The sequence below is a fragment of the Sulfuricaulis sp. genome (assembly GCF_049587675.1).
In the GTDB taxonomy this organism is placed as follows: Bacteria; Pseudomonadota; Gammaproteobacteria; order Acidiferrobacterales; family Sulfurifustaceae; genus Sulfuricaulis.
The window spans coordinates 1-21,956 of the sequence record NZ_JBAVEJ010000075.1; the positions used below are offsets into that span (position 1 = coordinate 1).

The following is a 21,956-nucleotide window of genomic DNA, read 5'->3' on the forward strand; positions in this document are numbered from 1 at the left end:
GCCCGGATCAGCAGCACGTCGGGGCGCGAGCCCCCGCCGCGCCGGAAGGTTTTCACGGCATGGGCGCGCAGTTGCTCGAGTGAAAGATCTTGTAGCGAGGCCATGCGGCAGAGAATAATATGATCGTCACGGCAAACTCAATGCAATTCGCGGGAGCGCTCATGCCCTTAGCCATCACGCTGCATGTCCTTTCGGCAGTCATCTGGGTAGGCGGCATGTTTTTCGCCTACACGGCGTTACGCCCGGTAGCCGCGAGCCTGCTGGAGCCTCCGTTGCGGTTGCCGTTGTGGTCCAAGACCTTCGCGCGGTTCTTCCCCTGGGTTTGGGCGGCGGTTGTGCTGCTGCCTGCCAGTGGCTACTGGATAATCTTCAGTACCTTCGAAGGCATGGACAACGTCGGCCTGCACGTCGATATTATGCAGTTCATTGGCTTCGGCATGATTGGCATTTATCTATATGTATTCTTCCTGCCCTATCAACGGATGAATCGGTCGATCGCGGTCGGCGATTTCTCCTCCGCCGGAAAACAACTAGCCGTCATCCGCCGGCTCATCGGCACCAATCTGATCCTCGGCTTGGTCACGATCACCGTTGCCACCGGCGGAGCCTATTGGCTGAACGTCGACTGATCCCCGGCATCCACGACCCCCCATCGCCTGTCTAGCCCCTGAACTCGAAGGGATTTTTGGTGCGTCAACGCTGCGGATACCCGCGCGTTAAAGCAAGGACAAACGCGATTATCTACACTTTGGTTGTCTCATCGCGTTGCACCAACCAACCTGATATTTTGAGAGATATATAACATGTTGAAACTCAAAATTGCCGCACTGGGTACTGTTCTCACACTGGTCGCCATCCCGGCTGTTTATGCCGCGGATCCGGCTCCTAGGGGGAATCCCGAAGTGCGATCCGACACGAAAGAAATCGTCCAAGACCGAAAGGAAATCCGTCAGGACAAACGCGATGTCCACCGGGACGTCCGAGAACGCAACCAGGTTCGACGGGAACTACATCAGGAAGTGCGTGAAGGCGACAAGGCCGAAGCGGCCAAAGAGCGCCGTGAGTTGAAAGCCGATAATGCCGACCTGCGACACGACCACCGTGATCTACACGCGGATAAAAAAGATCTGCACCACGACAAGCGCGACCGTCGTCACGACCACCGCAAGGTGCATCCCGAGAAGCAGGCCTGATCCGGCACTTCTATCGCAGACATACGTCGAGAGCACAGTGGGGTTTGTACGATGCGTCGGAACAGACACCCTCCCTGCCACAACCAACCCCCGCTTCACGCGCGACGTTGCTCAAGACAATCTTGTTAGCCTGAGAGTATTTGAACCATGAAACTCATCGTGCTGTGTATCGCGGTGCTTTCATGGGTCCTCATGACCAATTCCGGGATGGCGGCCGCCATCCCGGATGAGCTCAAGACATTGCATGTGCTGAATCGTCTGGCCTACGGGCCGTCACCGGGCGATGTACAAAAAGTCCGCGCCTTGGGAGTAAACCAATACATCGAGGAGCAGCTTACTCCCGATTCCATTCCGCTCCCGGAACATCTCAGTCGCGAACTCGATGAGCTGGAGACCCTGCGCATGGATCCGGTACGGCTTTTCAAGGAATACGGCCCGCCACTCAAACGCGATCGCCAGGTCGATCCCGAGGCCGCCAGGGAGGCACGCGAACGCGCCCGAATTATCATGGAACAGGCGGTACAGGCCCGACTGTGGCGCGCCATCGAAAGTCCACGTCAATTACAGGAGGTCATGACCGATTTCTGGTACAACCATTTCAATGTCTTCGCCGCCAAGGGTCTCGACCATTTGTGGACCGGCGCGTACGAAGAACAGGCTATCCGGCCCTACGCGCTCGGCCGCTTTCGCGAGCTGCTCGGTGCAACCGCCAAACACCCCGCCATGCTGTTCTATCTCGACAACTGGCAGAACACGGCGTCCAACAGCATCGGCGCCCACGGCAAGCTTCAGGGACTGAACGAAAACTATGCCCGCGAGCTGATGGAGTTGCACACTCTGGGGGTGGACGGCGGCTACACCCAGGACGACGTCATCACACTCGCGCGCATTCTCACCGGCTGGGGTCTGGGCCGGCCGCGTGGACGCGATATCAACAAAGGCGGATTTTTCTTCGACCCCAAGCGGCATGATTTCAGCTCCAAGATATTTCTTGGGCAAACGATCCGTGGGTCGGGGATCGACGAAGGCGAAGAGGCGCTGGATATCCTCGCGCGGCATCCAGCCACGGCGCGCCACATCAGTTTCGAGCTCGCGCAGTATTTCGTCGCTGACGATCCACCGCCCGCTCTGGTCAAACGTCTCAGCCAGCGTTTTCTCGATACCGATGGCGAAATTCGCGCCGTGCTCGATACCTTGTTTCACAGCCCGGAGTTCTGGGACCAAAAATATTACGGCAACAAACTCAAGACGCCTTATCAGTACCTGGTTTCCGCAGTACGGGCCACGGACATAAAAGTCGTGAACGTCCGACCGCTCTACGGGATGTTGATGCAACTGGGCATGCCGCTCTACGGCTGTCTGACACCGGACGGATACAAAAACACCCGCGACGCCTGGTTGAATCCCGACGCCATGACACGCCGCATCAGCTTCGCCACGGTCTTGGCCAGCGGACGCCTGCCGCTGGGACAACCGAACAAGGAATCCGGTTTCATGCGCAAGAAAACAAACGACAGGGAACGCGAGATGACACCGGCGGGAGAACCCATCAACGACGTTGAGCTTGTCAGAACGCTAGACAACCGTTTTTCAACGCAAACGCAAACCGCGATCAATGCCGCGCCCAAGCCCCTGCATGCCGCTTTGATCCTCGGCAGCCCCGAATTCATGCAGCGTTGAGAACCGACATCATGAACCGACGTGAATTTCTCAAGACCGCCGGCCTGATTCCAGCTCTGACCATGCTTCCTCTGGGAAATCTCGGTTGGGCGGCGCGGGCAAACTCCGCCGACACGAGCCACAAGCGACTGATCGTGGTTTTTCTACGCGGTGCGGTCGATGGCCTGAACGTCGTCGTTCCGAATAACGAATCCGTCTACTACAATACCAGACCCAGCATTGCTATCCCTGACTCGGGCGGCAACGGCGGGCTCGCGAACCTCGATGGTCAGTTCGGACTGCACCCGGCGCTCGCCAGCCTGATGCCACTGTGGAGCGAGCGTACGCTTGCGTTTGTGCATGCCTGCGGTTCCCCGGACAACTCGCGATCGCATTTCGACGCGCAAGACTATATGGAGAGCGGCACGCCGGGCGTGAAATCCACGCAGGATGGCTGGCTGAACCGGCTGCTCGCGGTGCTACCGGGCACGCATACACCGACACAGGGCGTGAGCTTCGGTCCCACCCTGCCACGCATCTTTTCCGGCAAGGTGTCGGTGGCGAATATCGGTGTGGGCAAAGCGGCAATGCAGCCGATGCCGCTCGATCGACCTTTCATTGGCGACGCTTTCGACCGCTTATACAAAGGTCACGATCCCTTGAGCCGCGCCTACCAGGAAGGAAAAGCCGCGCGCCGACAGTTGGCCGCCGAGCTTGCACAGGATATGGAAGCCGCCAGCAATGGCGCACCATCCGCTGGCGGTTTCGTGCAGATCGCGGATCAGGCGGCGCGCCTGATGGCGCAAGACAAAAACATCCAGTTCGCGTTTCTGGCCGTGGGTGGCTGGGATACCCATGTCAACCAAGGCGCAGCCAAGGGCCAACTCGCCAATCATCTGCAACCACTCGGTGACGGACTGGCCAGCTTGGCGCGCCATCTTGGCAATGCGTATGGCGACACCGTCATCGTCGTCATGTCGGAATTCGGGCGCACGGTGCATGAGAACGGCAACGGCGGCACCGATCACGGCCATGGAAATGTGATGTGGCTGATGGGAGGCGCGGTGCAAGGCGGCAAGGTCTACGGAAAATGGCCCGGGTTATCACAGGAAAATTTATACGAGGGCCGCGACCTCGCGGTCACGACGGATTTCCGCGATGTTGCGTGCGCCGTCCTTTCGCGGCATTTGAGATTGAACAGCCAACAGCTGGCCGCCGTGTTCCCGAAATTTCAGGCCACCCCGGGGAAGCTTCCTCCGCTCCTGGCCTGAAGAACGACGCGGCCATTTATCGTGACGATCAATCGCCTTCGGGACGTCAAATAAAAAGGGCCCGGCTCAAGCCCCGGGCCCTTCTTGGATTTTGACGATTTATTTTTGTGAACAGGATTCTTTCGAAAAATAAACGGCCAGCTGCTTAATAATATCCTTGCTCAGCTGGTTAGTCGTCGCATGCATGATCGGTTGAGGGCGCCTGCCGTCCTGGAACTCCAGAAGCTGCGCTTCGAGATACTCGGCATTCTGCCCGCAAAGTTTGGGGATGAGGCCCTGCACGGGCACAGCCCCTCGGGGGCCATGACACTGTTCGCAGGAAGCAGTTTTTTCTCCACCAGGACGAGCGGTGTTTGCAGCGTGGACTGCCGAAACCCCCATCAGAAAAATAGCGGCCAGCGAGGTTGAGAGCACGACAATTCTATGTTGCGGCACTTGAGTTATCTCCTATACGAGTTATACAAGGGTGCTGCCCGATATTTTGCGCTTCATTGGACAAAAAGAAAATACTCGGACGCGGCCTTTTTCCGGTCGTTCGGGTCAGTCGGAATTACGAGGCTGCAGCAAAAACCCCTTACTTGAACTTGTATCTCAACGCCAGGGAAATAACGTTCACGTGGTACGACGGCGATTGTTCTCCAAAACTCAGCACGTTCGAGATCGTGCTGGGCGTAACACCATCGACCATCCAATTATCAGATTGGAAGCTTTCATACCAGTAAGCTCCCTGCAGCGACATATTATCCTTGAGACGGTACGTGGCATAGAGTTTCAGGGTGTCAAGCCTGCTCGCCAGATCGGGAAACGGGGGGGCCACCGCGGCGGTATCAACTGTGATGGCCCCGTGTGATTGCGTCACGGTGTAATCGGCGCCGACATCAAGCTTTTTAGTTATCACCGCGCGCTTAATGCCGAATCCAATGACATCGATCTTATCGTTGTTTTCCCCGAACCAATCCGCTGTCGAGAAGGTACTGCTCCCGGCCTGTTTTGAGTAGATTTCCTCATGGTTCAGGAAAACGTGCAGGCTGGTTTGTTTGGTGAGCATCGCGGAAACGTCGCCGCCGATATTGAAGTCGTTGCCGTTAGTCAGGCCGAGCTTCGAGTCGGGGTAATCGTCTCTGGAATAATCGACCCCGAACCCGAAATTGACGGCGTCTCCGACGGGTGCATCCACACGGAATCCGACGGTGTTCCGCGTGCGATTCGCCATATTATATTTCGTCATCAGGGGGTTCTCGGGAGGACTGATCGCCGCGACGGCTGCGTAGTTCGATTGGTCGCGCTGGGCATGCGCAAGCTTGAACGTCATATCGATACCTTCCTGGTTCCGCGCGATGACCTTGCCCCAAAAGGTATTCTCGCGGGTCTTGTCGGTTTCCTGGAAGGTGCGCTCGATCGTATCGTAATCGTAACCGACAGAGGTCTTTATGTGCGTCGTGGCCCTGTAATCGGCGCTCAGTTTCATGGTGTTTTGCGTGAAGCTGTACGGCAGGTTCGTTCTCGCTGGGTTCACGGATAAGTCCGTGGTCACCCACGGGTAGGCTGCCTGCGGCGTTTTATTATTGCGGTCGTTATAGGTATACGCCGCGTTCAGCCGCAGCTTGCTTGTCATGGCGGAAACGAGCTTGAGGTTCGCGTTGGTGGTATCCACCTCCCCGTCCAGCGAATTTCTCGGCAGGGCCGGGGCGGCCAAGGTGGAATTCAGCGTCGGCGAGAGAAAGTTATCATCCTGGGTCATGCGGCCGAACGCGATGTCGGCCGTGCCACGTGTCCGCTCACTGAACTGGTATCCCAGCGAAGCGAGTATCTGATGAAACTGGTTTTCAGGCGGCAAGGCGAGCTGGCCGGCGGTGTTGCCGACCGTCGGCGTGTACGGGTTTTGCCAAGTCAGAGAGTTATTGTTGTTGCTGAAAGTTGACGCGTAATAGGCAAATTTGGCCTGTAATTTTCTTCCGGTATATGAGGCAGAAGCGTCCAGCTGATCGGTTACATAATCGATTGGCTCAACCAGTTGTGCCGAATTCAACATGAACGTGCCGGCAATGCGCTGCATGCCTTCCTTGGTTTCATGACGGAAATTGATACCGTACTGCCACAGGGACTCGGGAATCAGCGTTACCCCCATATCCAGTCTTTGCCGTCTCGTGTCGAGATCGGCGCTACGCAGGCTGCCCGGCAGCGCGGTCATTCCGCCCGTCGAGCCTGCCGGAACCCAGCCGGACGGCAGCGTGAGTGAGCTACCGCCGATGCCAAAGAAGGGTGATACGACGCTGTCCGAGATGAAGTGCGGCAACTCTTTATATTTGAAAAACATCTCGTACTTGCCCTGTTTCCCGCCTTCCACGCTCAGCGAGCGCGTAACCAATCCGAGATCCGAGGCATCGACGTTCCAATAGGCGGCATCCTCGCCGCGAGAACGCACGCTGGCGTTACCGACAAAAAACCCGCCCTGCTGGTTGAGTCCGTTGTACTCGCCGAATTTGTACGAGTCGTCCGAGACGTAACCGAGGCCCGCATCGACCGTCCCGCTCGTCCCTTCCTCGAAAGCGCAGTACTTGCATTTCCACTGCGAGGTATCGACGGAAGCCTCGCCCCCGTCGGCTGAATTGTCCGCGGCTGTCGCGGCTTGCGCCGACAGCGCGAGGAGGAAAAACAGTCGTTTCGAGATTTTCATGTTCATGTCCTGGTTTCAGACTGCATCGTCGACGGCGCGATCCTGGAGCGGGCGCGGCTATCGCATCAGCTTGACTCCCGAAGGATGATTCGACCCGTGAACCTGTGAATGACAATTCGTGCAGCTTCCGGCGAGCAGAAAGCCGGACGGGGCGCTCGTGCCTCCCGGCAATCCGTCGGCGGTACGCGCGATGGAGGGATGACCGGCCGGCGAATGGCATTGCTGGCAGAGCAGCGGCGGATTTTTCTTCAGTAGCGCCGGATAAACCGACCCGTGCGGCGTGTGGCAAAGCGTGCAGTCCTCGGCCACCGGGGCGTGTTCCCACAGGAACGGACCGCGTTTTTCCGCGTGGCAGGTATAGCATGTCTGATTCAGTGTCGGTTTCGCCAGCAGGGCGGACGTGTTCGATCCGTGTGGGCGATGACATTCGCTGCACGCTATCAACCCGAACCGCACCGGATGCACGGAAGGTTTGTTAAAGTCCGCGCGCTGTTTCTGGTGGCACTGGTAACAAACCTCGGGCTGGCTGGAGGTGGCGAGCACGGGATCGTGCTCCGCGTGTATCTTGTGGCAACTGACGCAAGCGAGGTTGCCGCTCTCGTGTGCGCTCGCGTTCCAGCCGATCCGCGCGTCGCCCCGATGGCAACCCAGGCAAATCCGGTTTTGCTCTTCGGGCGGCACCGGATTGCGTTTGTCGGCGGTGAGCTTGGAATGGGGTCCGAAAGCGATGATCGGCGCCTGTTTCTGGCCTGGCTGTGCCGTCTTGGCATGATTGGCGCCGGGGCCATGACAGGCCTCGCATTGCAGACCCGCGAAGGGCGTGCGCTTGTCGGCGGGCTGGGCGTGCTTGGTCTTGAAGATCGAGAACACCGGAAATTCGGAATCCTCGTCGTGGCACTTGATGCAGGTATCGGCGCCTTTTTCCGTGTATTCCGAGGCCTGACCAGTGGCGGGTGCGGCGGCGGATGCTTCGGCCGGCACCGGGGGCGTCTCGGCGAACACGGTCACGCTGAAGACGAGTCCGGACAATAATAACACTGCGACAAATAAGGATGGCTTGCTGTTCATTGTCGTAATCCGATCGCCATGGTTCATGGTTGATCCATTTTTATTGATGCATATCCGTCGTTACACTCTCCCGATCCGTGGCTCTTCCCCTGCTCCACGACCAATCGGCAGCGATCTTAACACGTCAGACTGTCATGCTTGCACAACGTCAATGGCCCAGGGGCGCTGAACTGCTTCGCCTCTGGGCCATGACTTTACCACGAAATGCTATGCCTTTTTCTTTCTACTTCACGCCATGGACCACCTTGACGTCGGCGACGGTGCCCGGTCCATGGCAGATAGAGCAGGTTTCAAGGTTCGTGTTGATAGTCGACTCCAATGCCGCAAACACCGCACCACCGGTCTGTATCATATGCGTTTGCGCCAAGGCACCGTCGTGGCATGACGAGCACACCGCTCCTGTCGGCGAGATGTTCAGGTCGTCGGCCGGAGCATTGATATCCGCACCGTGGTCAATGGTGCTCCCAAGAATGCCACTCTGCGTCGGCGACTCCCAGATACCCGACAGCTGGTACGATGGGTTGGCTGTCGTGGGTGTCACGTGGCAGGTCGTACAGTTGTTCAGGATGCCCGGGAAGCGAACGTCGCTGAAGTTAACCGGGTTCTCGGTGGCAGGCGCCGAGAAGAAGCCGTAGACGACCAATCCCTTCTCACGCATGTCAGCCGCATGGATGCCGTGGATCATGCGCTTGAAGTCGATCGCTTCCTCCTTCTTGTTATCCTGCGTACAGAGCGCGGGCAGTGGTACCGTCGAAGCGCAAGCCGGACGCCGTGCGGTGTCGGTCGCGTTCGGGTTGTGGCACATGACGCACAGCTGTGGCTCGTCCGTGCGGGCACCGCCATGCAGGCTCAGCCGCTCGTGACACTGGTCGCACTTGGCGATATCGACCGCAGTGCGCCGCGCTACCACGCTGGAGCCGGTGATAATGAAGTCCTTCACCACGCTCTTAACCTGGATAGTATCTTTGGTCGCATCACCATCGACGTCAACGGACATGCGCGCATAGAAGCCGGCCCGGCCGGTACCCGTTGCGTCCGCCGGAATTGCTGTCCCGGACGTGATGCTGTAGGTGCCGTCACCATTATTGGTCACGCCAGCCACCAGGGCGCCGCCGCTGAGCAGGCTGATGCTGATCGGCTGAGCATTACTGCGACCAACGGTCGGAGTCGTGTTGGTGATGTCGGTCGTATTCCAGCCGATGATCAGGCTCATGCTGCCGCCCGTGATTGCCGGCGTGGCCGCGATGTCATACGGCGTACCGCTGGCGTTGTTTATCTGGAACTTGACGATTGGCGCGAGACCCGGAGTCGCGTTGGTTACGCTCACAATTTTGAGAACGTAGTTGGCTGCCTCCGCCTTCAGCAGCGACGGCAAGGAATGCCTAGTTGCGATACTTTGGGCCACGCCACCAGTCTTGTGGCAGAAGAGGCACTGACTGCTATCCGTTATCGTGCTCACATCGCCGCCGGGGTGACCGTTGGGATCGGTTCCAGACGGTGGTGCGGACTTGCTGAAGTCGATGTTGTCATGGCACGAGCCGCAGGCCTTGATGCTCGGCTGCGTTTCCCAATTGTCGCCCTGCGCGGTCACGGCACCGTCGTGGCACTTGGTGCAGTTGCGAATGTCCTGTGGGAAGACAACGTCCGAGAAGTCGGCATTGCCGATCTTATATGTCCCGTCATCGGCGGTGCCCAGTACTCCATCCGGGCCCAGTACGCTGGGTAGATTCTCGCCCCGATGGATCTTGTGGATCATCACCTTGAAGTCAACCGGCGTGTTCGGCGTACCGGCAACCGAGGAACCCGGGTTATGACAGGTAACGCACAACTTGGTCTCGATGCGAGAGCCGTGCGCGCTGAGCTGGCTGTGACACTCGTTGCACTTTCCCGTGGTAACGATATCGCGCGTGGTGGTGACTGCGCCACCGGCTGGCACGAAATCGTACGTCGCGTTGTATCTCGGATAGGCGGAGTTGCCCTGCTGAATCGTGACGCGGTGCGTCAGGGTCGGTTGATAGCTGGTATCGAGCGCATTGCCGTCCGCATCCGTGCACGGCGCCGGGCAGGTCGCCGCGGCGCTGGTGATATCGGTGACAAAAGTATAGGTAAAGGTGCCATCTTTGTTATCGACCAGGGTTCCCCCGGTGGACGCGCGCTCCTGGCTGCCTTGTACAGCGCCACTGCTCACTCTGTTGATATAGTTCTGCCAGTTGCTCGGGGCACCGTTCGTGCCTGGCACCAGCTTGGCAATGTTGAAGCGCAGATCGGCGGCGGCAAAACCGGTTACCCCAGCACCGTTCTCGTTCGTGACGGTGAAGTTCACCACCGGCGGGCTGCTGATGGTAACGCCGGTAATGTTTATGGTCAGCGCCGTCGTGCCAGCGGGAGATACAACGACCCCAGTTCCGGGAGGTCCCGCCGGTCCTGGCGCGCCATCGCTGCCATCGCTGCCGCTGCAACCGGTCAACGCGATTGCCAGCATGCTCGTTAACGCAACCAGGCTGGACCATTGAGATGCAGATCGATTTATTTTCATAACTCCCCCGCTTGTAGACAGATGGCTTCACACGATTGATCATTCATACTACGCCAAGCTACCGAATTGGAGAATTTCATCATTGATATATATCAATCCAGTAATCGAGATCAGTTCGAATGTTTGCGCCTTTACTTCATAATCCTGCTAAATAGTTGACTTTAATCAATTTTTCATCCAGCGAAACTGGTTTAACAAGATTGATCATTCATTTAGGTCATCAAAGCTAGCGCGTTAAAGAATTTAATCATTGACGTACATCAATTCAGCGACGAGCCAATTCCCGTTTACTTTGTGCAAATCAAGCGCTTCATCAGGCTTGCTGAACAGTTGACGACGATCATCAGCGTAAGGACGATCATCTGCGAGTCACATGCCCGGGTTTCAAAAAAAAATTCATTCAATTAAGAATGAGAACGTATCAATGAAACGCGAAAATCAGCAGACAAGTCAGCACAGGCGCATACGACACGTGCGGAGCAACTGTGCCCGTCTGTTATCACCAAGCCAGATGCGACAGACGAAGCTGGAATCCTGTTCTTGTCAGGATGATGAAGAATGCCGGTTCTGTGAGGCCAAGCTTTACTCGGGTCTCCCCAAGATGCAGGTGCGCGATATCCGGGCACTGCTCAGCCTCCGCAACACCGGTCCGGGCGAAACGCTGTTTCGCGCCGGCGACCCGTCGACATACCTGTATGTAATCCGTGAAGGACAGATCAAGCTCACGAGATTGGACGTCAATGGAAATGAGCACCTTATTGGCTTGGTCGGACCAGGCTATCTCCTCGGGTTCGATGCCATCGGTAACCCGATGTACGGTTACAGCGCCAAGACCCTCACACCGTCGGTGTTCTGTCGGATCAAGCACGGCGATATCATGAAAGTGCTGGCGAAAAACTCAAAGGTGTCCCTTAACGTGCTGTTGGCGATCACTGAACAACTGGCACAGGCACGAACCCTGATACAAGTGTTGGGTCAAAAAACTGCGCTGGAAAAGGTTGCTGCACTCCTGTTGAACCTGCTACCACATAAGACAGATGACAAAGCCGGGAAAACGCAGAAGCTGCATTTGTCGCGCAACGAGATGGCGGAAATCCTGGGCATTACCGTGGAGACGGTCAGCCGCATCATGGCCCAATTCAAACGCGAAGCGATTATTAAAGCGCCGCGCGGTTCCATCTCCATTCGCAAGCGCAAGCGGCTGGAAGCGCTGGCCGGCAGCCCTCTGCAGTTTGGACCACCCGGCGGCATCAGGACGCGACGCGCCCTTATGCCACCAGATATGCATGTCAGGAATGTAAACTGACGCACACCGGTGCGCGCGGAACACGCCGACGCACTACCGTGCCACCAATGCACCCCGGTACATGCGCATCTGGCAGGTGAACTCGTATTCACCCGGTTGCGGCGGCGTGACAATCACATCCGTGGGTTTTCCTATTGGCAGATCAGCGCTAACGCTGAGAGTTTCAAACAACGCCTTCTCTGCGCAGGGACTGGGATCCTTGCGAAGGAAACGCAATGTCACGGGCTTGCCCGCCGGGACTTCGATACGGGCCGGCGTGTATACGCCATCGGCAACGATGATTTCAATCGGTTGCGGTCCGGCGACGCGCAGCGCCGGCGGGCGGTACAGCCAGAACCACCAGACAATCAGGCCGATCAAACCCAGTCCCGCCAGATTGATGGTCCACGTCGTCATGTCCGGGGCTGTTCCGATTTATACCATCTCAGACGATTGGCGTTGCTCACCACCGTCACCGACGACATCGCCATCGCCGCCCCGGCAATGATCGGATTGAGCAACAAGCCGGTGAGCGGATACAGCGCGCCGGCGGCAATGGGAATGCCGAATACATTGTAAATAAACGCGCCGAAAAGATTCTGCTTGATGTTGCGCACCGTGGCGCGCGAGATGGCAATGGCATCGGCCACGCCATGCAGCGACCCGCGCATCAGCGTTACGTCCGCGGACTCGATGGCCACGTCGGTGCCGGTGCCGATGGCGTAACCCACGTCGGCCTGCGCCAGTGCCGGCGCGTCATTGATGCCGTCGCCGACCATGCCCACGATCTCGCCGCGGCTCTGCAGCACCGACACCTTGGCGGCCTTGTCGCCGGGCAGCACCTCGGCCATCACTTCGTCCACGCCGATCTCGCGCGCCACGGCATCGGCGGTCGCCCGATTATCGCCGGTGATCATCACCACCTTGAGGCCAATCGCGTGCAGCCGCGCGATGGCGGCTTTCGAGTCAGGCTTGATCGGATCGGCCACGGACACGATGCCGGCGACAGAATCGCCAACGGCAAGAAACATGGGCGTTTGTGCCTGCGCCGCGAGCTCTTCCGCACGCTTCGGAAGATTACCAAGATCGATCTTGTGTTTCGCCATCAGGCGCGCGTTGCCGAACAATACTTTCTTGCCGTCAATCGTTGCCGACACGCCGTGTCCCGTGATGGCCTCAAAACCGCTGACGGCGGAAAGCTTGATGCCTTTGGCCTTTGCTGCCGCGACGATTGCCTCGGCGAGCGGGTGCTCCGAACCGGTCTCGATGCTCGCCGCCACGGTATGCAGTTTCTGCTCGTCCCAGCCGGCCGCCGGTACTAACGCAGTCACCGCGGGCCGGCCTTCGGTGATGGTGCCGGTCTTGTCGAGCACAATGGTGGTAAGTTTTCCCGCCTGCTGCAGCGCCTCGCCGTTGCGGATGAGAATGCCGTATTCCGCCGCCTTGCCCACGCCTACCATAATAGAGATGGGCGTGGCCAATCCTAGCGCGCAGGGACAAGCTATTATGAGCACCGTCATCGTGGCCACCAGCGAGAAGGAAAGCCTTGGATCGGGACCGAGGTTGAACCATGCCAAGAAGGTGAACACCGCAATAATAAGAACCGACGGCACAAACACGGCGGAAATTTTATCCGCCAGTCTCCCGATCGCGGGCTTGGAACTTTGCGCGCGGCGCACCATTTCGATGATGCGCGCGAGAGCGGTATCCGCGCCGATGTGCTTGGCCTGAAACAGGAAACTGCCGGACTTGTTGAACGTGGCGCCGACGACTTCATCGCCGACTTTTTTCTCCACCGGCATCGGCTCGCCGGTGAGCATGGACTCGTCCACGGAGGAATGGCCTTCGATGATGACGCCGTCGACCGGGATTTTCTCGCCGGGGCGCACGCGGATGGTTTCATCGAGACCGACTTCGGAAATCGGGATGTCCAGTTCCCGGCCGTCGCGGATCACGCGCGCGGTTTTGGGCTGAAGACCGATGAGGCGCTTGATCGCTTCCGAAGTCTTGCCACGGGCGCGCATCTCGAGCGCCTGGCCAAGATTGATCAGGGCGATGATGATGGCCGCGGCCTCGAAATAGGCATGGCGCGCGAGGCTCGGCACGATGCCGGGGAAGACCACCACCAGCATCGAGTACACCCACGCCGCGCCGGTACCGAGCGCGATAAGCGTATCCATGTTGGCGTTGTGCGCGCGGAATGATTTCCACGCACCGCGGAAGAAATGACCCCCGGCATAGACCAGCACGAACAGCGTCGCCGCGCCGACCGCGAACCAGAAAACCCGGCCCGACGGCGTATCGAGCATCGGCATGAGGCCCAGGGGTTCGGCGAGCATCAGCGGCAGGCCCACGACGCCGGCGACGATGAACTTACGCAGCAGTGCGCGGTAGTGAACCATCTCGGCGGCTTCTTTTTCGGTCTCGTCCTCGAGGCCGCGCAGCTCGGCCGCGCCATAACCGGACGCGGTGACCGCTTCGATCAGCTTTCCGGCTTCGACGTTACCGCGCACCGTCGCGGTGTGTTCGGCAAAGTTGACCGTGGACTCAACCACACCCGGCACGTTTTTCAGCGCGTTCTCGACCGTCGCCACGCAACCGGCACAGCTCATGCCGGAGATGGACAGCCGATGCGTGCTCGCTTCCGCCGGGATCGCCGCGGTCATGATTGAGACCTCCGATAAACCAGGGGTCAGTCTTAATTCACTTCCGCGGGGTATCCGATTTTGGTCAGGGCGTTGACCACGGCCTGCGGATCCGCGCCGCCTTTGACCACGGCCTTGCCGCTCTTCAGATCAAATTCAGCGCTGACGTAACCGGGCAACTTCGACAACGCCTCGGTCGCCTTGGCGATGCAGCCGCCGCACTTCATGCCTTTGACGGCATACCGGGTTTCCACCGTGCTCATGCGAATCACCTCTTTAAAAAATTGCATTACAGAGACTGTCCGCGACATTCTACTGCCACCCAGCGGAAAATGCCGCTTCGCACGTAGCGGCATCGGTTGAACCTCAACGCCCCATCATGCCCCCCGGCATATTGCCCGGGCCCATGGTGCCACGCTGCTCCGCGGCCGGACCACGCGGCCCCCAGCCCTGCCCCCACCTGCCGCGATGCCATTGCCGCAGTTGGTCGCGTTGCTCCTTGGTCAACATGGCCTGCGCCTGATTCGTCGTCTGAATATGCGACTCAATCATCTGCTGGCGGAGCTTGGCGATCTCGCCGTACACAGCCCCCACCTTTTTCGGATCCGGTTCGGCAGCGGCATAGAGGTCGCGCAGCTTGTTCTGTTCCTCCATTATTTTGCCCATAATGCCCCAATGCTTTTTGCGCTCTTCGTCAAAAAGCTTGTTTATCTTCGTGCGCTGTTCATCGGAAAGATCCAGCATCCCGAGCGGACCCATACCCATCATGCCCATGGGACCGTAGCCTCCCCCCATCATGCCCGGGCCCATGCCCATCATTCCCATGCCACCGTAGCCACCCCCCATCATGCCGGGTCCCATGCCATAGCCACCGTACGTCATTCCCATCCCGGGCCCCATGCCATAACCTGGACCGTAGCCGCCCATCATGTCATCAACGTCGTCGGCCCAAGCTGTCGCGGCCGATGCCGCGAGTGCTGCCGCGAAAACCACACCGGCCAGTTTCGGTATCGTCGAATTACGCATCGCAAACCTCCTTGTTGGGAATTATCAGGTTAAAAAAATGTCCGGAATATCGGTCTCTTGGTTTTCCGCGGTCACTCCTGAAAAAAATACCGGCGACGGCTGACATTTAGTAGTAACCGCGTATATCCATTTCGCAATCATCCGCCAGAACGGTAAACATTAGAACCATGGATACGGCAAGCGGACACGAGGACGGCACGACAAGATTTTCACCCCGACATGGGGTTACAGATTCTGCCCCGCAAATGCTTTGACATCCGTCGACACGGGCGGTTCATTCCAAAATCAGCGTTTGGCAAAACGGCGTACCGTCTGAATTATCCCTTCCGACAGGCTCAGCGGCGGCAAAGCGGTCAACCGGTGGACAATTTATCACGCACGCGTTCGAGTTTGCCGCGTACTTCTTTTGCCATATTAGTAATCGCGGGGTTATCGGTAAGCTTCAAAACCGCGATCGGGTCCATGAACCCGACGTTGATCTTCTTGTCCGGCTGCTCGCGCACCACCACGTTGCACGGCAACAGCAGGCCGATATCCGGATCGGCGGTGATGGCCTTGTGCGCCAGCGGCGGGTTGCACGCGCCGAGAATGCGGTAAGGCGCGCCGTCGACGTTGAGCTTGGCTTTCATCGTCGCCTGCACGTCGATGTCGGTAAGCACACCGAAACCCTCGGTCTTCAGCGCCTCGGTGACGCGCTTGACGACGTTGTCGAAACTGTCCTTCAGGATAATGTTGAATCCATACATGGGGTATCTCCTATTTTTTGCCCGAATCACTCAACAGGTATTTGATGAGCGCGGCGATAATCAGAATGATGATGATCCAGATGGCGATACCCATTTGTGACTCTCCTTCAGAAATAGTTCACGGTAATGATCGGCGGCCGCGGCTCAACGCTTCGAGGCAGCCGTCCTGGCCTCGGTCTCGCGCCAGCGTTGATAGGCCTCCGCCGGCCACAGCGCCTGATACCAGGCGATGATGTCCTCGATATCCTGATTGCTCAGCCGCCCTTTCCACGCTGGCATCACCGGCTCCCCGTGGCGCGTCGCGCCGTTCCGGATGATCGCGATCATGTCCTGCTTGCGCCGCTTCCAATCGTTGCCGCTGCCGTTCAGCGGCGGCGCGGCGACCACCTGGGGATTCTGCCAGTCGGGATGTCCCTGCGCCTCCGGCCCGTGGCACAGGGCGCAGTGCTCCTGATACAGACGCACGCCGCGAAACAGGCTTTCCGTGGAGAAAGCCCGGTTGGTTTGATCCTTGCCGGCCGGCGCCTCCGGTTCTTTTTTGCCGCAAGCCACCGCGAACAGCGCTGCCAACATGATCATGCCCCCGAGCCATTTCATAGCGCGGCTATGATAATCGCAGGGCCCATCAAAAGAAATCGGCCCGCGCCGGAATGACGCAAGCTGAATATGCCATAATAATGCGATCCGATTCCGGCCGATCGTCCGCATTTTTTCTCCGTCCCCTCTAATGTTGCGTCTGACTGAAATAAGACTCGGCCTCGACCACCGCGAGTCCGAACTCAAGGCCGCGATCCTGTGCGCGCTGGGAATATCCGAACCGGAGCTGCTCGGCTACCACGTGCACCGCCGCGGTTACGACGCGCGCAAGTCCGGCCAAGTCGTGTTCGTCTATACCCTCGACGCCGAGATCAAAGACGAGCCAGGACTGCTGGCGCGCTTCAGGCACAGCCAGCACATCCGTCAAGCGCCGGATGAGACCTATCATTACCCGGTCCAGGCGCCGGCGAATTTCGGCAAACGGCCGGTGGTCATCGGCACCGGTCCCTGCGGCCTGTTCGCCGGGTTATCGCTGGCGCGCATGGGTTTCAAGCCGCTGATCCTGGAACGCGGCAAGGAGGTGCGCGAACGCAGCCAGGACGTGTGGGGATTCTGGCGCCAGGGCCGCCTCAATCCCGAGTCCAACGTGCAATTCGGCGAGGGCGGCGCCGGCACGTTTTCCGACGGCAAACTGCACACCGGCATCAAGGACCGTGGGCACCATATAAAAAAGATTCTTCAGGATTTCGTCAACGCCGGCGCGCCCGGGGAAATTCTCTACATCAGCAAGCCGCATATCGGCACGCTGCGGCTGGTGAAGGTCGTCGAAAATCTGCGGCGCAGGATTGTCGAGCTCGGCGGCGAGATCCGCTTCGGGAGTCACGTCACGGATATCGCGATCGACAACGGCGAGGTGCGCGGCGTGACGCTCGCCAGTGGTGAATCCATCGCCGCCGATCAGGTCATCCTGGCCCTGGGCCACAGCGCCCGCGATACGTTTGAAATGCTGCACCGCCGCGGCGTACACATCGAACCCAAGCCGTTTTCCATCGGTTTTCGCATCGAGCATCCACAAACGCTGATCAACCGCTGCCGTCTCGGCTCGGAGGCGGCGCATCCGGTGCTCGGCGCCGCCGATTACAAGCTGGTGCACCACTGCAAAAATGGCCGCTCGGTGTACAGCTTCTGCATGTGTCCGGGCGGGCAAGTCGTGGCAGCCACCTCCGAGGAGGGACGCGTGGTCACCAACGGCATGAGCCATTACTCGCGCAGCGAACGCAACGCCAACGCCGGCATCGTCGTCGACATTACGCCACAGGACTTTGGGAGCGATGATCCGCTGGCAGGCATTGCACTACAGCGCCGACTCGAGGAAAAAGCGTTTGAACTGGGCGGGAAAAATTACAACGCGCCGGCCCAGCGCGTCGGCGATTTTCTCGCCAGCCGGCCTTCGACCGGGCCGGGTTTGGTTATTCCTTCTTATACTCCCGGCGTGACCTGGACCGACCTGGGCACGGCGCTGCCGGACTACGCCATCGCCGCCATCCGCGAGGCGATTCCGGTATTCGACAAATCGCTGAAGGGTTTCGCCATGGACGACGCCGTGCTCACCGCGGTCGAGACGCGCACTTCCGCGCCGATACGCATCACGCGTGATGAAAATTTCGAAAGCACGAATACGAAGGGTTTATTTCCCGCCGGCGAAGGCGCGGGTTTTGCCGGCGGCATCATCTCCGCCGCCGTGGACGGGATGAAAGTCGCCGAGGCGGTGGCGCGCAAAATCACACAGATATAGGGCTGTATAACGAAATCTATTCTGCCGTATGCCGTATTCCCGTAGACATGTACATACGTGTCATATAATATGTACATATCCTGTATGGAGTTGCCGTAATGAGCCAGATTTCCCTCACTACCCTGCGTCAACAGCTGTTCAAGGTGGTTGATCGCATCATCAAGACCGGTGTCCCGGTTGAGATCAGCCGGCGCGGACACAAGCTGCGTATCGTGCCCGTGGCCAAAACGAGCAAGCTTGCGCGTCTCACGCCGCACAAAGCCATCATCGGCAACCCCGAGGACCTCGTTGAGCTCAAGGCAGGAAAATGGCGAAAAGGAAGGAATCTCTAGCCTATCTCGATACGCACGTCGTTGTTTGGCTTTATGACGCGCTCACTGATCGTCTGAGCCAGGCCGCAACCGAGGCTATCGAGGACAACGATCTGGTCATCTCATGGATGGTCGAACTCGAACTGCAATTCCTTCACGAGATCGGCCGCCTCCGCGTCAAGCCGGCCGAAATCATCAGGCACCTCTCGACCCAGATCGGCCTGCGACTATCTGACGTGGGTCTTGAGCAGATCGTCCGCGCGGCAACCGGAATGGACTGGACGCGCGACGTCTTCGACCGCCTGATCGCCGCGGAATCGGCAGCGATGGATATTCCGCTGATCACCAAAGACAGAACGATACGCGCCCATCACAAGCTGTCTATCTGGTAAACCTGCCGCGGCAACATCTCCGCCGCCGTCGACGGGATGAAAGTCGCCGAGGCGGTAGCGCAAAAGATCACTCAATGAAGGTAAGTTTATTTAATTAACCTACAATCTGAATTACACGCATGAGGGGGCTCTTTTGCAAGGTCTCCCTTCCTTAAAGTTAAAATGGCGCATACGAACAATTTTTTTATTGTTTTGGTGTACTTCAAAATAAATAACACATCCGCCAGTTGGTGAAGGTTCCCTAAACAAGTTATAAACATATTCAGTGTTTCCGTTTTGCAAAACAACTTCCTGATTTGGCTTTCCCCATGCGCTGACTAATCTCTTTGCGTCTTGTCCCACCCAATCATTATAATGCCTTTCAAAATTTCTTGATGTCGCACAGCTAAACAACAATAGAGTTGCAATCAGCATAATAAACAGGCGGCAATTTTTTGATGAAAAAAACATTTCTCGGACGCAATATGCTACCGCGCAGCGCGCGGCGCGGTGTCGCTGCCAGTCAAACGCGTTAGCGCCTCGCGGTATTTCTCCGCCGTCTTCATCAGCACCTCCGGCGGGAGTTTCGGTGCCGGCGGTTTTTTGTTCCAGCCGCTCGCCTCCAGCCAGTCGCGCACGAACTGTTTGTCGTAGCTCGGCGGGTTGGCACCGGGTTTATATTGGTCGGCCGGCCAGAAGCGCGAGGAATCCGGCGTCAGCACTTCGTCGATCAGGGTCAACGTCCCCTTGTCGTCCAGCCCAAACTCGAACTTGGTGTCGGCAATGATGATACCGCGCGTGAGCGCATAGGCGGCGCACTCCTTATATATAGCGAGCGTGGCCTGCTTCACTTTCGCGGCGCTGTCCTGGCCGAGTAATTCCGCCGCTTTCTCGAAGCTGATGTTTTCGTCGTGCTGGCCGACGGCCGCCTTGGTGGACGGCGTGAACAGCGGTTCCGGCAGGCGGTCAGCCTCCTTCAGGCCCGCGGGCAGCTTGATGCCGCAAACCGTGCCGCTCTGCTTGTATTCCTTCCAGCCGCTGCCTACGAGATAGCCGCGCACGATGGCCTCGACCGGCAGCGCCTTGAGTTTGCGCACCACGATCGCGCGGCCTTCGACCTGTTTACGTTCAGCCGGATCCTTCAGCACCTGTTCGAGCGGAATATCGGTCAGCTGGTTGGCGATGAGACGGCGCGTGCGGCCGAACCAGAAATTCGACATCGCGGTGAGCACCGCGCCCTTGCCGGGGATGGGATCGGGCAGCACCACGTCGAACGCCGAGAGCCGGTCGGTGGTGACGATGAGCATGTGCTTGTCGTCGATGTCGTATATGTCGCGAACCTTGCCGCGGTGGCGCAGGTGCAGACTCTTGATGTCCGATTGATACAGTGTCTCTGGCATGAAGGCACTCCAAAATGTTTCGAATGGCCGCGATTTTAACCGCTGCCGTGACCGGGCACTATACCGGCAGAATCATTTGAATTTGATCTTGAAAAACAGAATCGTCAGCGACAACCCCAGCGTGATGGCGTTGGCGACGATGACCGGCATGGCATCGATCTCGATACCGTAGAACAGCCACAGGAGCACACCGCAGCTGAAAATCGCGAACATTCCCAGGGAGATGTCGGTCGCATGCTTCGTTTTCCAGATTTTGATGACCTGGGGGACAAAGGCCACCGTGGTAAGTACACCGGCGATGAGGCCCAAGGTATTGGCGGATTCCATATTATTAATTTCTCATGATGCGATCGTTATAGACTCCGCATACTTTATCATCCAATGGCGAGACAGATTGCTGCCGCCGGTTTTGCATTATGGGAACCGGCTGGCTTATCCTGACGACCGTATGGAAAAATACCGCATGAACGCTCATCGAAAAGGTTCGCGGGGCGCACGCCTGCTGCTCGGGCTGCTCGCAATTCTCTCGGCCGGCGGAGCATCGGCACAGACCTACGAGCTGCCGCCGGCCGGAGAGGACGTGATCGGTCAGGTCAGCGTGGTGCGGGCGCGCCACCAGGATACGCTCTCCGATATTGCCCGCGCGTACCATCTTGGTTATGAGGAGATCCTGCGCGCCAATTCGGGCGTCGATCCATGGCTGCCCGGTGAAGGCACGCGCGTCATTCTGCCGACGCAGCACATCCTGCCGGACGCGCCGCGCGTGGGTCTGGTGCTCAACCTGCCCGAGATGCGGCTCTATTATTATCCCAAACCATCAACGGGCAAGCCGCGGACGGTCGTGACCTTTCCCGTAAGCATCGGTCGCATGGACTGGACCACGCCGCTGGGTCTCACGCGTGTGACGGCCAAGATCCTCAATCCCGTGTGGTACCCGCCGGCCTCGATCCGCGCCGAACATGAGCAGGAGGGCCAAGCGCTGCCGCCCGAGGTCGCCGCCGGTCCGGACAATCCCCTCGGACAGTACGCGCTGCAACTCGGGCGGCCCGGCTATTTCATCCACGGTACTGACCGGCCGTACGGCATCGGCATGCGCGCGACGCACGGATGCATTCGTCTTTACCCGGAGGATATCCAGCGTCTGTTCGAGGAAGTGCCGGTCGGTACGCCGGTACGCATCGTCAATCAGCCGTACAAGGCCGGGTGGTACCGCGGCGTGCTCTACTTCGAGGCCCAGCCGCCGCTCGAGGAAAACCTGGCGGAGGCGAAGGGCAACCTCACATCCGCGGTGCACGCAGTGGTATCTGCCACGAGCGGACGCGCCGCACGCGTGGACTGGGACCGCGTCACCCGCGAGGCCGTTAGGCTGCACGGCATTCCGGTGGCGGTCTCGGATTGATTACTTCTGAACCGCCTTCTTGAACGCGCGGTCGATC

21 protein-coding genes are annotated in these 21,956 nt (G+C 58.6%); 9 read left to right on the plus strand and 12 right to left on the minus strand.

Translation table 11 applies throughout. The features are described from left to right. Nucleotides 1–161: 161 nt before the first annotated feature. The 4 genes from WB402_RS03865 (at nt 162) to WB402_RS03880 (ending at nt 4,123) form a co-directional block, all read left to right on the plus strand. Nucleotides 162–629 carry a CopD family protein gene (locus WB402_RS03865; RefSeq protein WP_424205597.1) on the plus strand — a complete coding sequence of 156 codons (468 nt, stop codon included), beginning with the start codon at nt 162–164 and terminating at the stop codon, nt 627–629. Between the two features lie 174 nt (nt 630–803). Next, a complete protein-coding gene (locus WB402_RS03870) occupies nt 804–1,193 on the plus strand; it encodes a hypothetical protein (protein WP_424205598.1) in 390 nt (129 codons plus the stop codon). Between the two features lie 147 nt (nt 1,194–1,340). Next, nucleotides 1,341–2,873, plus strand: coding sequence for a DUF1800 domain-containing protein (locus WB402_RS03875; protein ID WP_424205599.1), 1,533 nt, complete (start codon nt 1,341–1,343; stop codon nt 2,871–2,873). Between the two features lie 11 nt (nt 2,874–2,884). After that, nucleotides 2,885–4,123 (plus strand): DUF1501 domain-containing protein, encoded by a 1,239-nt coding sequence (locus WB402_RS03880; protein ID WP_424205600.1) that lies wholly within the window; start codon nt 2,885–2,887, stop codon nt 4,121–4,123. Between the two features lie 99 nt (nt 4,124–4,222). Here the strand turns inward: WB402_RS03880 and WB402_RS03885 are convergent, their stop codons facing one another. From WB402_RS03885 to WB402_RS03900, 4 genes are all read right to left on the minus strand, one after another. Next, nucleotides 4,223–4,558 (minus strand): c-type cytochrome, encoded by a 336-nt coding sequence (locus tag WB402_RS03885; protein ID WP_424205601.1) that lies wholly within the window; start codon nt 4,556–4,558, stop codon nt 4,223–4,225. Between the two features lie 139 nt (nt 4,559–4,697). After that, on the minus strand, nt 4,698–6,800 hold the full coding sequence (locus tag WB402_RS03890; protein WP_424205602.1) for an MtrB/PioB family decaheme-associated outer membrane protein: 2,103 nt from the start codon (nt 6,798–6,800) through the stop codon (nt 4,698–4,700). 57 nt (nt 6,801–6,857) lie between these two features. After that, the gene (locus WB402_RS03895) at nt 6,858–7,838 is read right to left on the minus strand and encodes a DmsE family decaheme c-type cytochrome (RefSeq protein ID WP_424205617.1); all 981 of its coding nucleotides are present in this window, start codon (nt 7,836–7,838) and stop codon (nt 6,858–6,860) included. A 253-nt stretch (nt 7,839–8,091) separates the two neighbouring features. After that, nucleotides 8,092–10,404, minus strand: coding sequence for an OmcA/MtrC family decaheme c-type cytochrome (locus tag WB402_RS03900; RefSeq protein WP_424205603.1), 2,313 nt, complete (start codon nt 10,402–10,404; stop codon nt 8,092–8,094). 424 nt (nt 10,405–10,828) lie between these two features. Between WB402_RS03900 and WB402_RS03905 the strand changes: the two genes are divergently transcribed. Further along, nucleotides 10,829–11,710 carry a Crp/Fnr family transcriptional regulator gene (locus WB402_RS03905; protein WP_424205604.1) on the plus strand — a complete coding sequence of 294 codons (882 nt, stop codon included), beginning with the start codon at nt 10,829–10,831 and terminating at the stop codon, nt 11,708–11,710. A gap of 33 nt (nt 11,711–11,743) precedes the next feature. Here the strand turns inward: WB402_RS03905 and WB402_RS03910 are convergent, their stop codons facing one another. The 6 genes from WB402_RS03910 to WB402_RS03935 all read right to left on the minus strand — a co-directional run bounded on the left by WB402_RS03910 (nt 11,744) and on the right by WB402_RS03935 (nt 16,703). Beyond that, complete coding sequence (locus tag WB402_RS03910) at nt 11,744–12,106, minus strand: cupredoxin domain-containing protein (protein ID WP_424205605.1); 363 nt, start codon at nt 12,104–12,106, stop codon at nt 11,744–11,746. Continuing rightward, entirely contained in the window at nt 12,103–14,355 is a 2,253-nt protein-coding gene (locus WB402_RS03915; protein WP_424205606.1) for a heavy metal translocating P-type ATPase, read from the minus strand. The genes WB402_RS03910 and WB402_RS03915 overlap by 4 nt, the downstream gene beginning before the upstream one ends. A gap of 32 nt (nt 14,356–14,387) precedes the next feature. Then, complete coding sequence (locus WB402_RS03920) at nt 14,388–14,597, minus strand: heavy-metal-associated domain-containing protein (RefSeq protein ID WP_424205607.1); 210 nt, start codon at nt 14,595–14,597, stop codon at nt 14,388–14,390. Between the two features lie 103 nt (nt 14,598–14,700). After that, nucleotides 14,701–15,360: a Spy/CpxP family protein refolding chaperone gene (locus WB402_RS03925; RefSeq protein ID WP_424205608.1), complete on the minus strand. Its 660-nt coding sequence runs from the start codon at nt 15,358–15,360 to the stop codon at nt 14,701–14,703. 353 nt (nt 15,361–15,713) lie between these two features. Continuing rightward, a complete protein-coding gene (locus WB402_RS03930; RefSeq protein ID WP_424205609.1) occupies nt 15,714–16,106 on the minus strand; it encodes a DUF302 domain-containing protein in 393 nt (130 codons plus the stop codon). 144 nt (nt 16,107–16,250) lie between these two features. Next, a complete protein-coding gene (locus WB402_RS03935) occupies nt 16,251–16,703 on the minus strand; it encodes a c-type cytochrome (protein WP_424205610.1) in 453 nt (150 codons plus the stop codon). 130 nt (nt 16,704–16,833) lie between these two features. Between WB402_RS03935 and WB402_RS03940 the strand changes: the two genes are divergently transcribed. The 3 genes from WB402_RS03940 to WB402_RS03950 all read left to right on the plus strand — a co-directional run bounded on the left by WB402_RS03940 (nt 16,834) and on the right by WB402_RS03950 (nt 19,141). Next, a complete protein-coding gene (locus tag WB402_RS03940; protein ID WP_424205611.1) occupies nt 16,834–18,438 on the plus strand; it encodes an NAD(P)/FAD-dependent oxidoreductase in 1,605 nt (534 codons plus the stop codon). Between the two features lie 98 nt (nt 18,439–18,536). Next, nucleotides 18,537–18,770: a type II toxin-antitoxin system Phd/YefM family antitoxin gene (locus WB402_RS03945; protein WP_424205612.1), complete on the plus strand. Its 234-nt coding sequence runs from the start codon at nt 18,537–18,539 to the stop codon at nt 18,768–18,770. Next, complete coding sequence (locus WB402_RS03950) at nt 18,746–19,141, plus strand: type II toxin-antitoxin system VapC family toxin (protein ID WP_424205613.1); 396 nt, start codon at nt 18,746–18,748, stop codon at nt 19,139–19,141. The genes WB402_RS03945 and WB402_RS03950 overlap by 25 nt, the downstream gene beginning before the upstream one ends. Before the next feature lie 467 nt (nt 19,142–19,608). On the opposite strand, the gene WB402_RS03955 is transcribed toward WB402_RS03950, so the two are convergent. Together WB402_RS03955 and WB402_RS03960 are read right to left on the minus strand one after the other, a co-directional pair. Next, the gene (locus WB402_RS03955; RefSeq protein WP_424205614.1) at nt 19,609–20,520 is read right to left on the minus strand and encodes a phosphoribosylaminoimidazolesuccinocarboxamide synthase; all 912 of its coding nucleotides are present in this window, start codon (nt 20,518–20,520) and stop codon (nt 19,609–19,611) included. 72 nt (nt 20,521–20,592) lie between these two features. Then, entirely contained in the window at nt 20,593–20,847 is a 255-nt protein-coding gene (locus WB402_RS03960; protein ID WP_424205615.1) for a SemiSWEET transporter, read from the minus strand. A gap of 136 nt (nt 20,848–20,983) precedes the next feature. Here WB402_RS03960 and WB402_RS03965 point away from each other — a divergent pair, with 136 nt between their 5' ends. Continuing rightward, the gene (locus tag WB402_RS03965; protein WP_424205616.1) at nt 20,984–21,919 is read left to right on the plus strand and encodes a L,D-transpeptidase family protein; all 936 of its coding nucleotides are present in this window, start codon (nt 20,984–20,986) and stop codon (nt 21,917–21,919) included. Nucleotides 21,920–21,956 lie beyond the last annotated feature (37 nt).

Coding starts and splice junctions, on each gene's coding strand:
- WB402_RS03945 (WP_424205612.1), top strand. CDS start 18,537: ATGAGCCAGATTTCCCTCACTACCCTGCGTCAACAGCTGTTCAAGGTG.
- WB402_RS03950 (WP_424205613.1), top strand. CDS start 18,746: ATGGCGAAAAGGAAGGAATCTCTAGCCTATCTCGATACGCACGTCGTT.
- WB402_RS03915 (WP_424205606.1), bottom strand. CDS start 14,355: ATGACCGCGGCGATCCCGGCGGAAGCGAGCACGCATCGGCTGTCCATC.
- WB402_RS03870 (WP_424205598.1), top strand. CDS start 804: ATGTTGAAACTCAAAATTGCCGCACTGGGTACTGTTCTCACACTGGTC.
- WB402_RS03875 (WP_424205599.1), top strand. CDS start 1,341: ATGAAACTCATCGTGCTGTGTATCGCGGTGCTTTCATGGGTCCTCATG.
- WB402_RS03955 (WP_424205614.1), bottom strand. CDS start 20,520: ATGCCAGAGACACTGTATCAATCGGACATCAAGAGTCTGCACCTGCGC.
- WB402_RS03930 (WP_424205609.1), bottom strand. CDS start 16,106: ATGTATGGATTCAACATTATCCTGAAGGACAGTTTCGACAACGTCGTC.
- WB402_RS03880 (WP_424205600.1), top strand. CDS start 2,885: ATGAACCGACGTGAATTTCTCAAGACCGCCGGCCTGATTCCAGCTCTG.
- WB402_RS03910 (WP_424205605.1), bottom strand. CDS start 12,106: ATGACGACGTGGACCATCAATCTGGCGGGACTGGGTTTGATCGGCCTG.
- WB402_RS03940 (WP_424205611.1), top strand. CDS start 16,834: ATGTTGCGTCTGACTGAAATAAGACTCGGCCTCGACCACCGCGAGTCC.
- WB402_RS03865 (WP_424205597.1), top strand. CDS start 162: ATGCCCTTAGCCATCACGCTGCATGTCCTTTCGGCAGTCATCTGGGTA.
- WB402_RS03920 (WP_424205607.1), bottom strand. CDS start 14,597: ATGAGCACGGTGGAAACCCGGTATGCCGTCAAAGGCATGAAGTGCGGC.
- WB402_RS03905 (WP_424205604.1), top strand. CDS start 10,829: ATGAAACGCGAAAATCAGCAGACAAGTCAGCACAGGCGCATACGACAC.
- WB402_RS03900 (WP_424205603.1), bottom strand. CDS start 10,404: ATGAAAATAAATCGATCTGCATCTCAATGGTCCAGCCTGGTTGCGTTA.
- WB402_RS03935 (WP_424205610.1), bottom strand. CDS start 16,703: ATGAAATGGCTCGGGGGCATGATCATGTTGGCAGCGCTGTTCGCGGTG.
- WB402_RS03925 (WP_424205608.1), bottom strand. CDS start 15,360: ATGCGTAATTCGACGATACCGAAACTGGCCGGTGTGGTTTTCGCGGCA.
- WB402_RS03890 (WP_424205602.1), bottom strand. CDS start 6,800: ATGAAAATCTCGAAACGACTGTTTTTCCTCCTCGCGCTGTCGGCGCAA.
- WB402_RS03960 (WP_424205615.1), bottom strand. CDS start 20,847: ATGGAATCCGCCAATACCTTGGGCCTCATCGCCGGTGTACTTACCACG.
- WB402_RS03965 (WP_424205616.1), top strand. CDS start 20,984: ATGAACGCTCATCGAAAAGGTTCGCGGGGCGCACGCCTGCTGCTCGGG.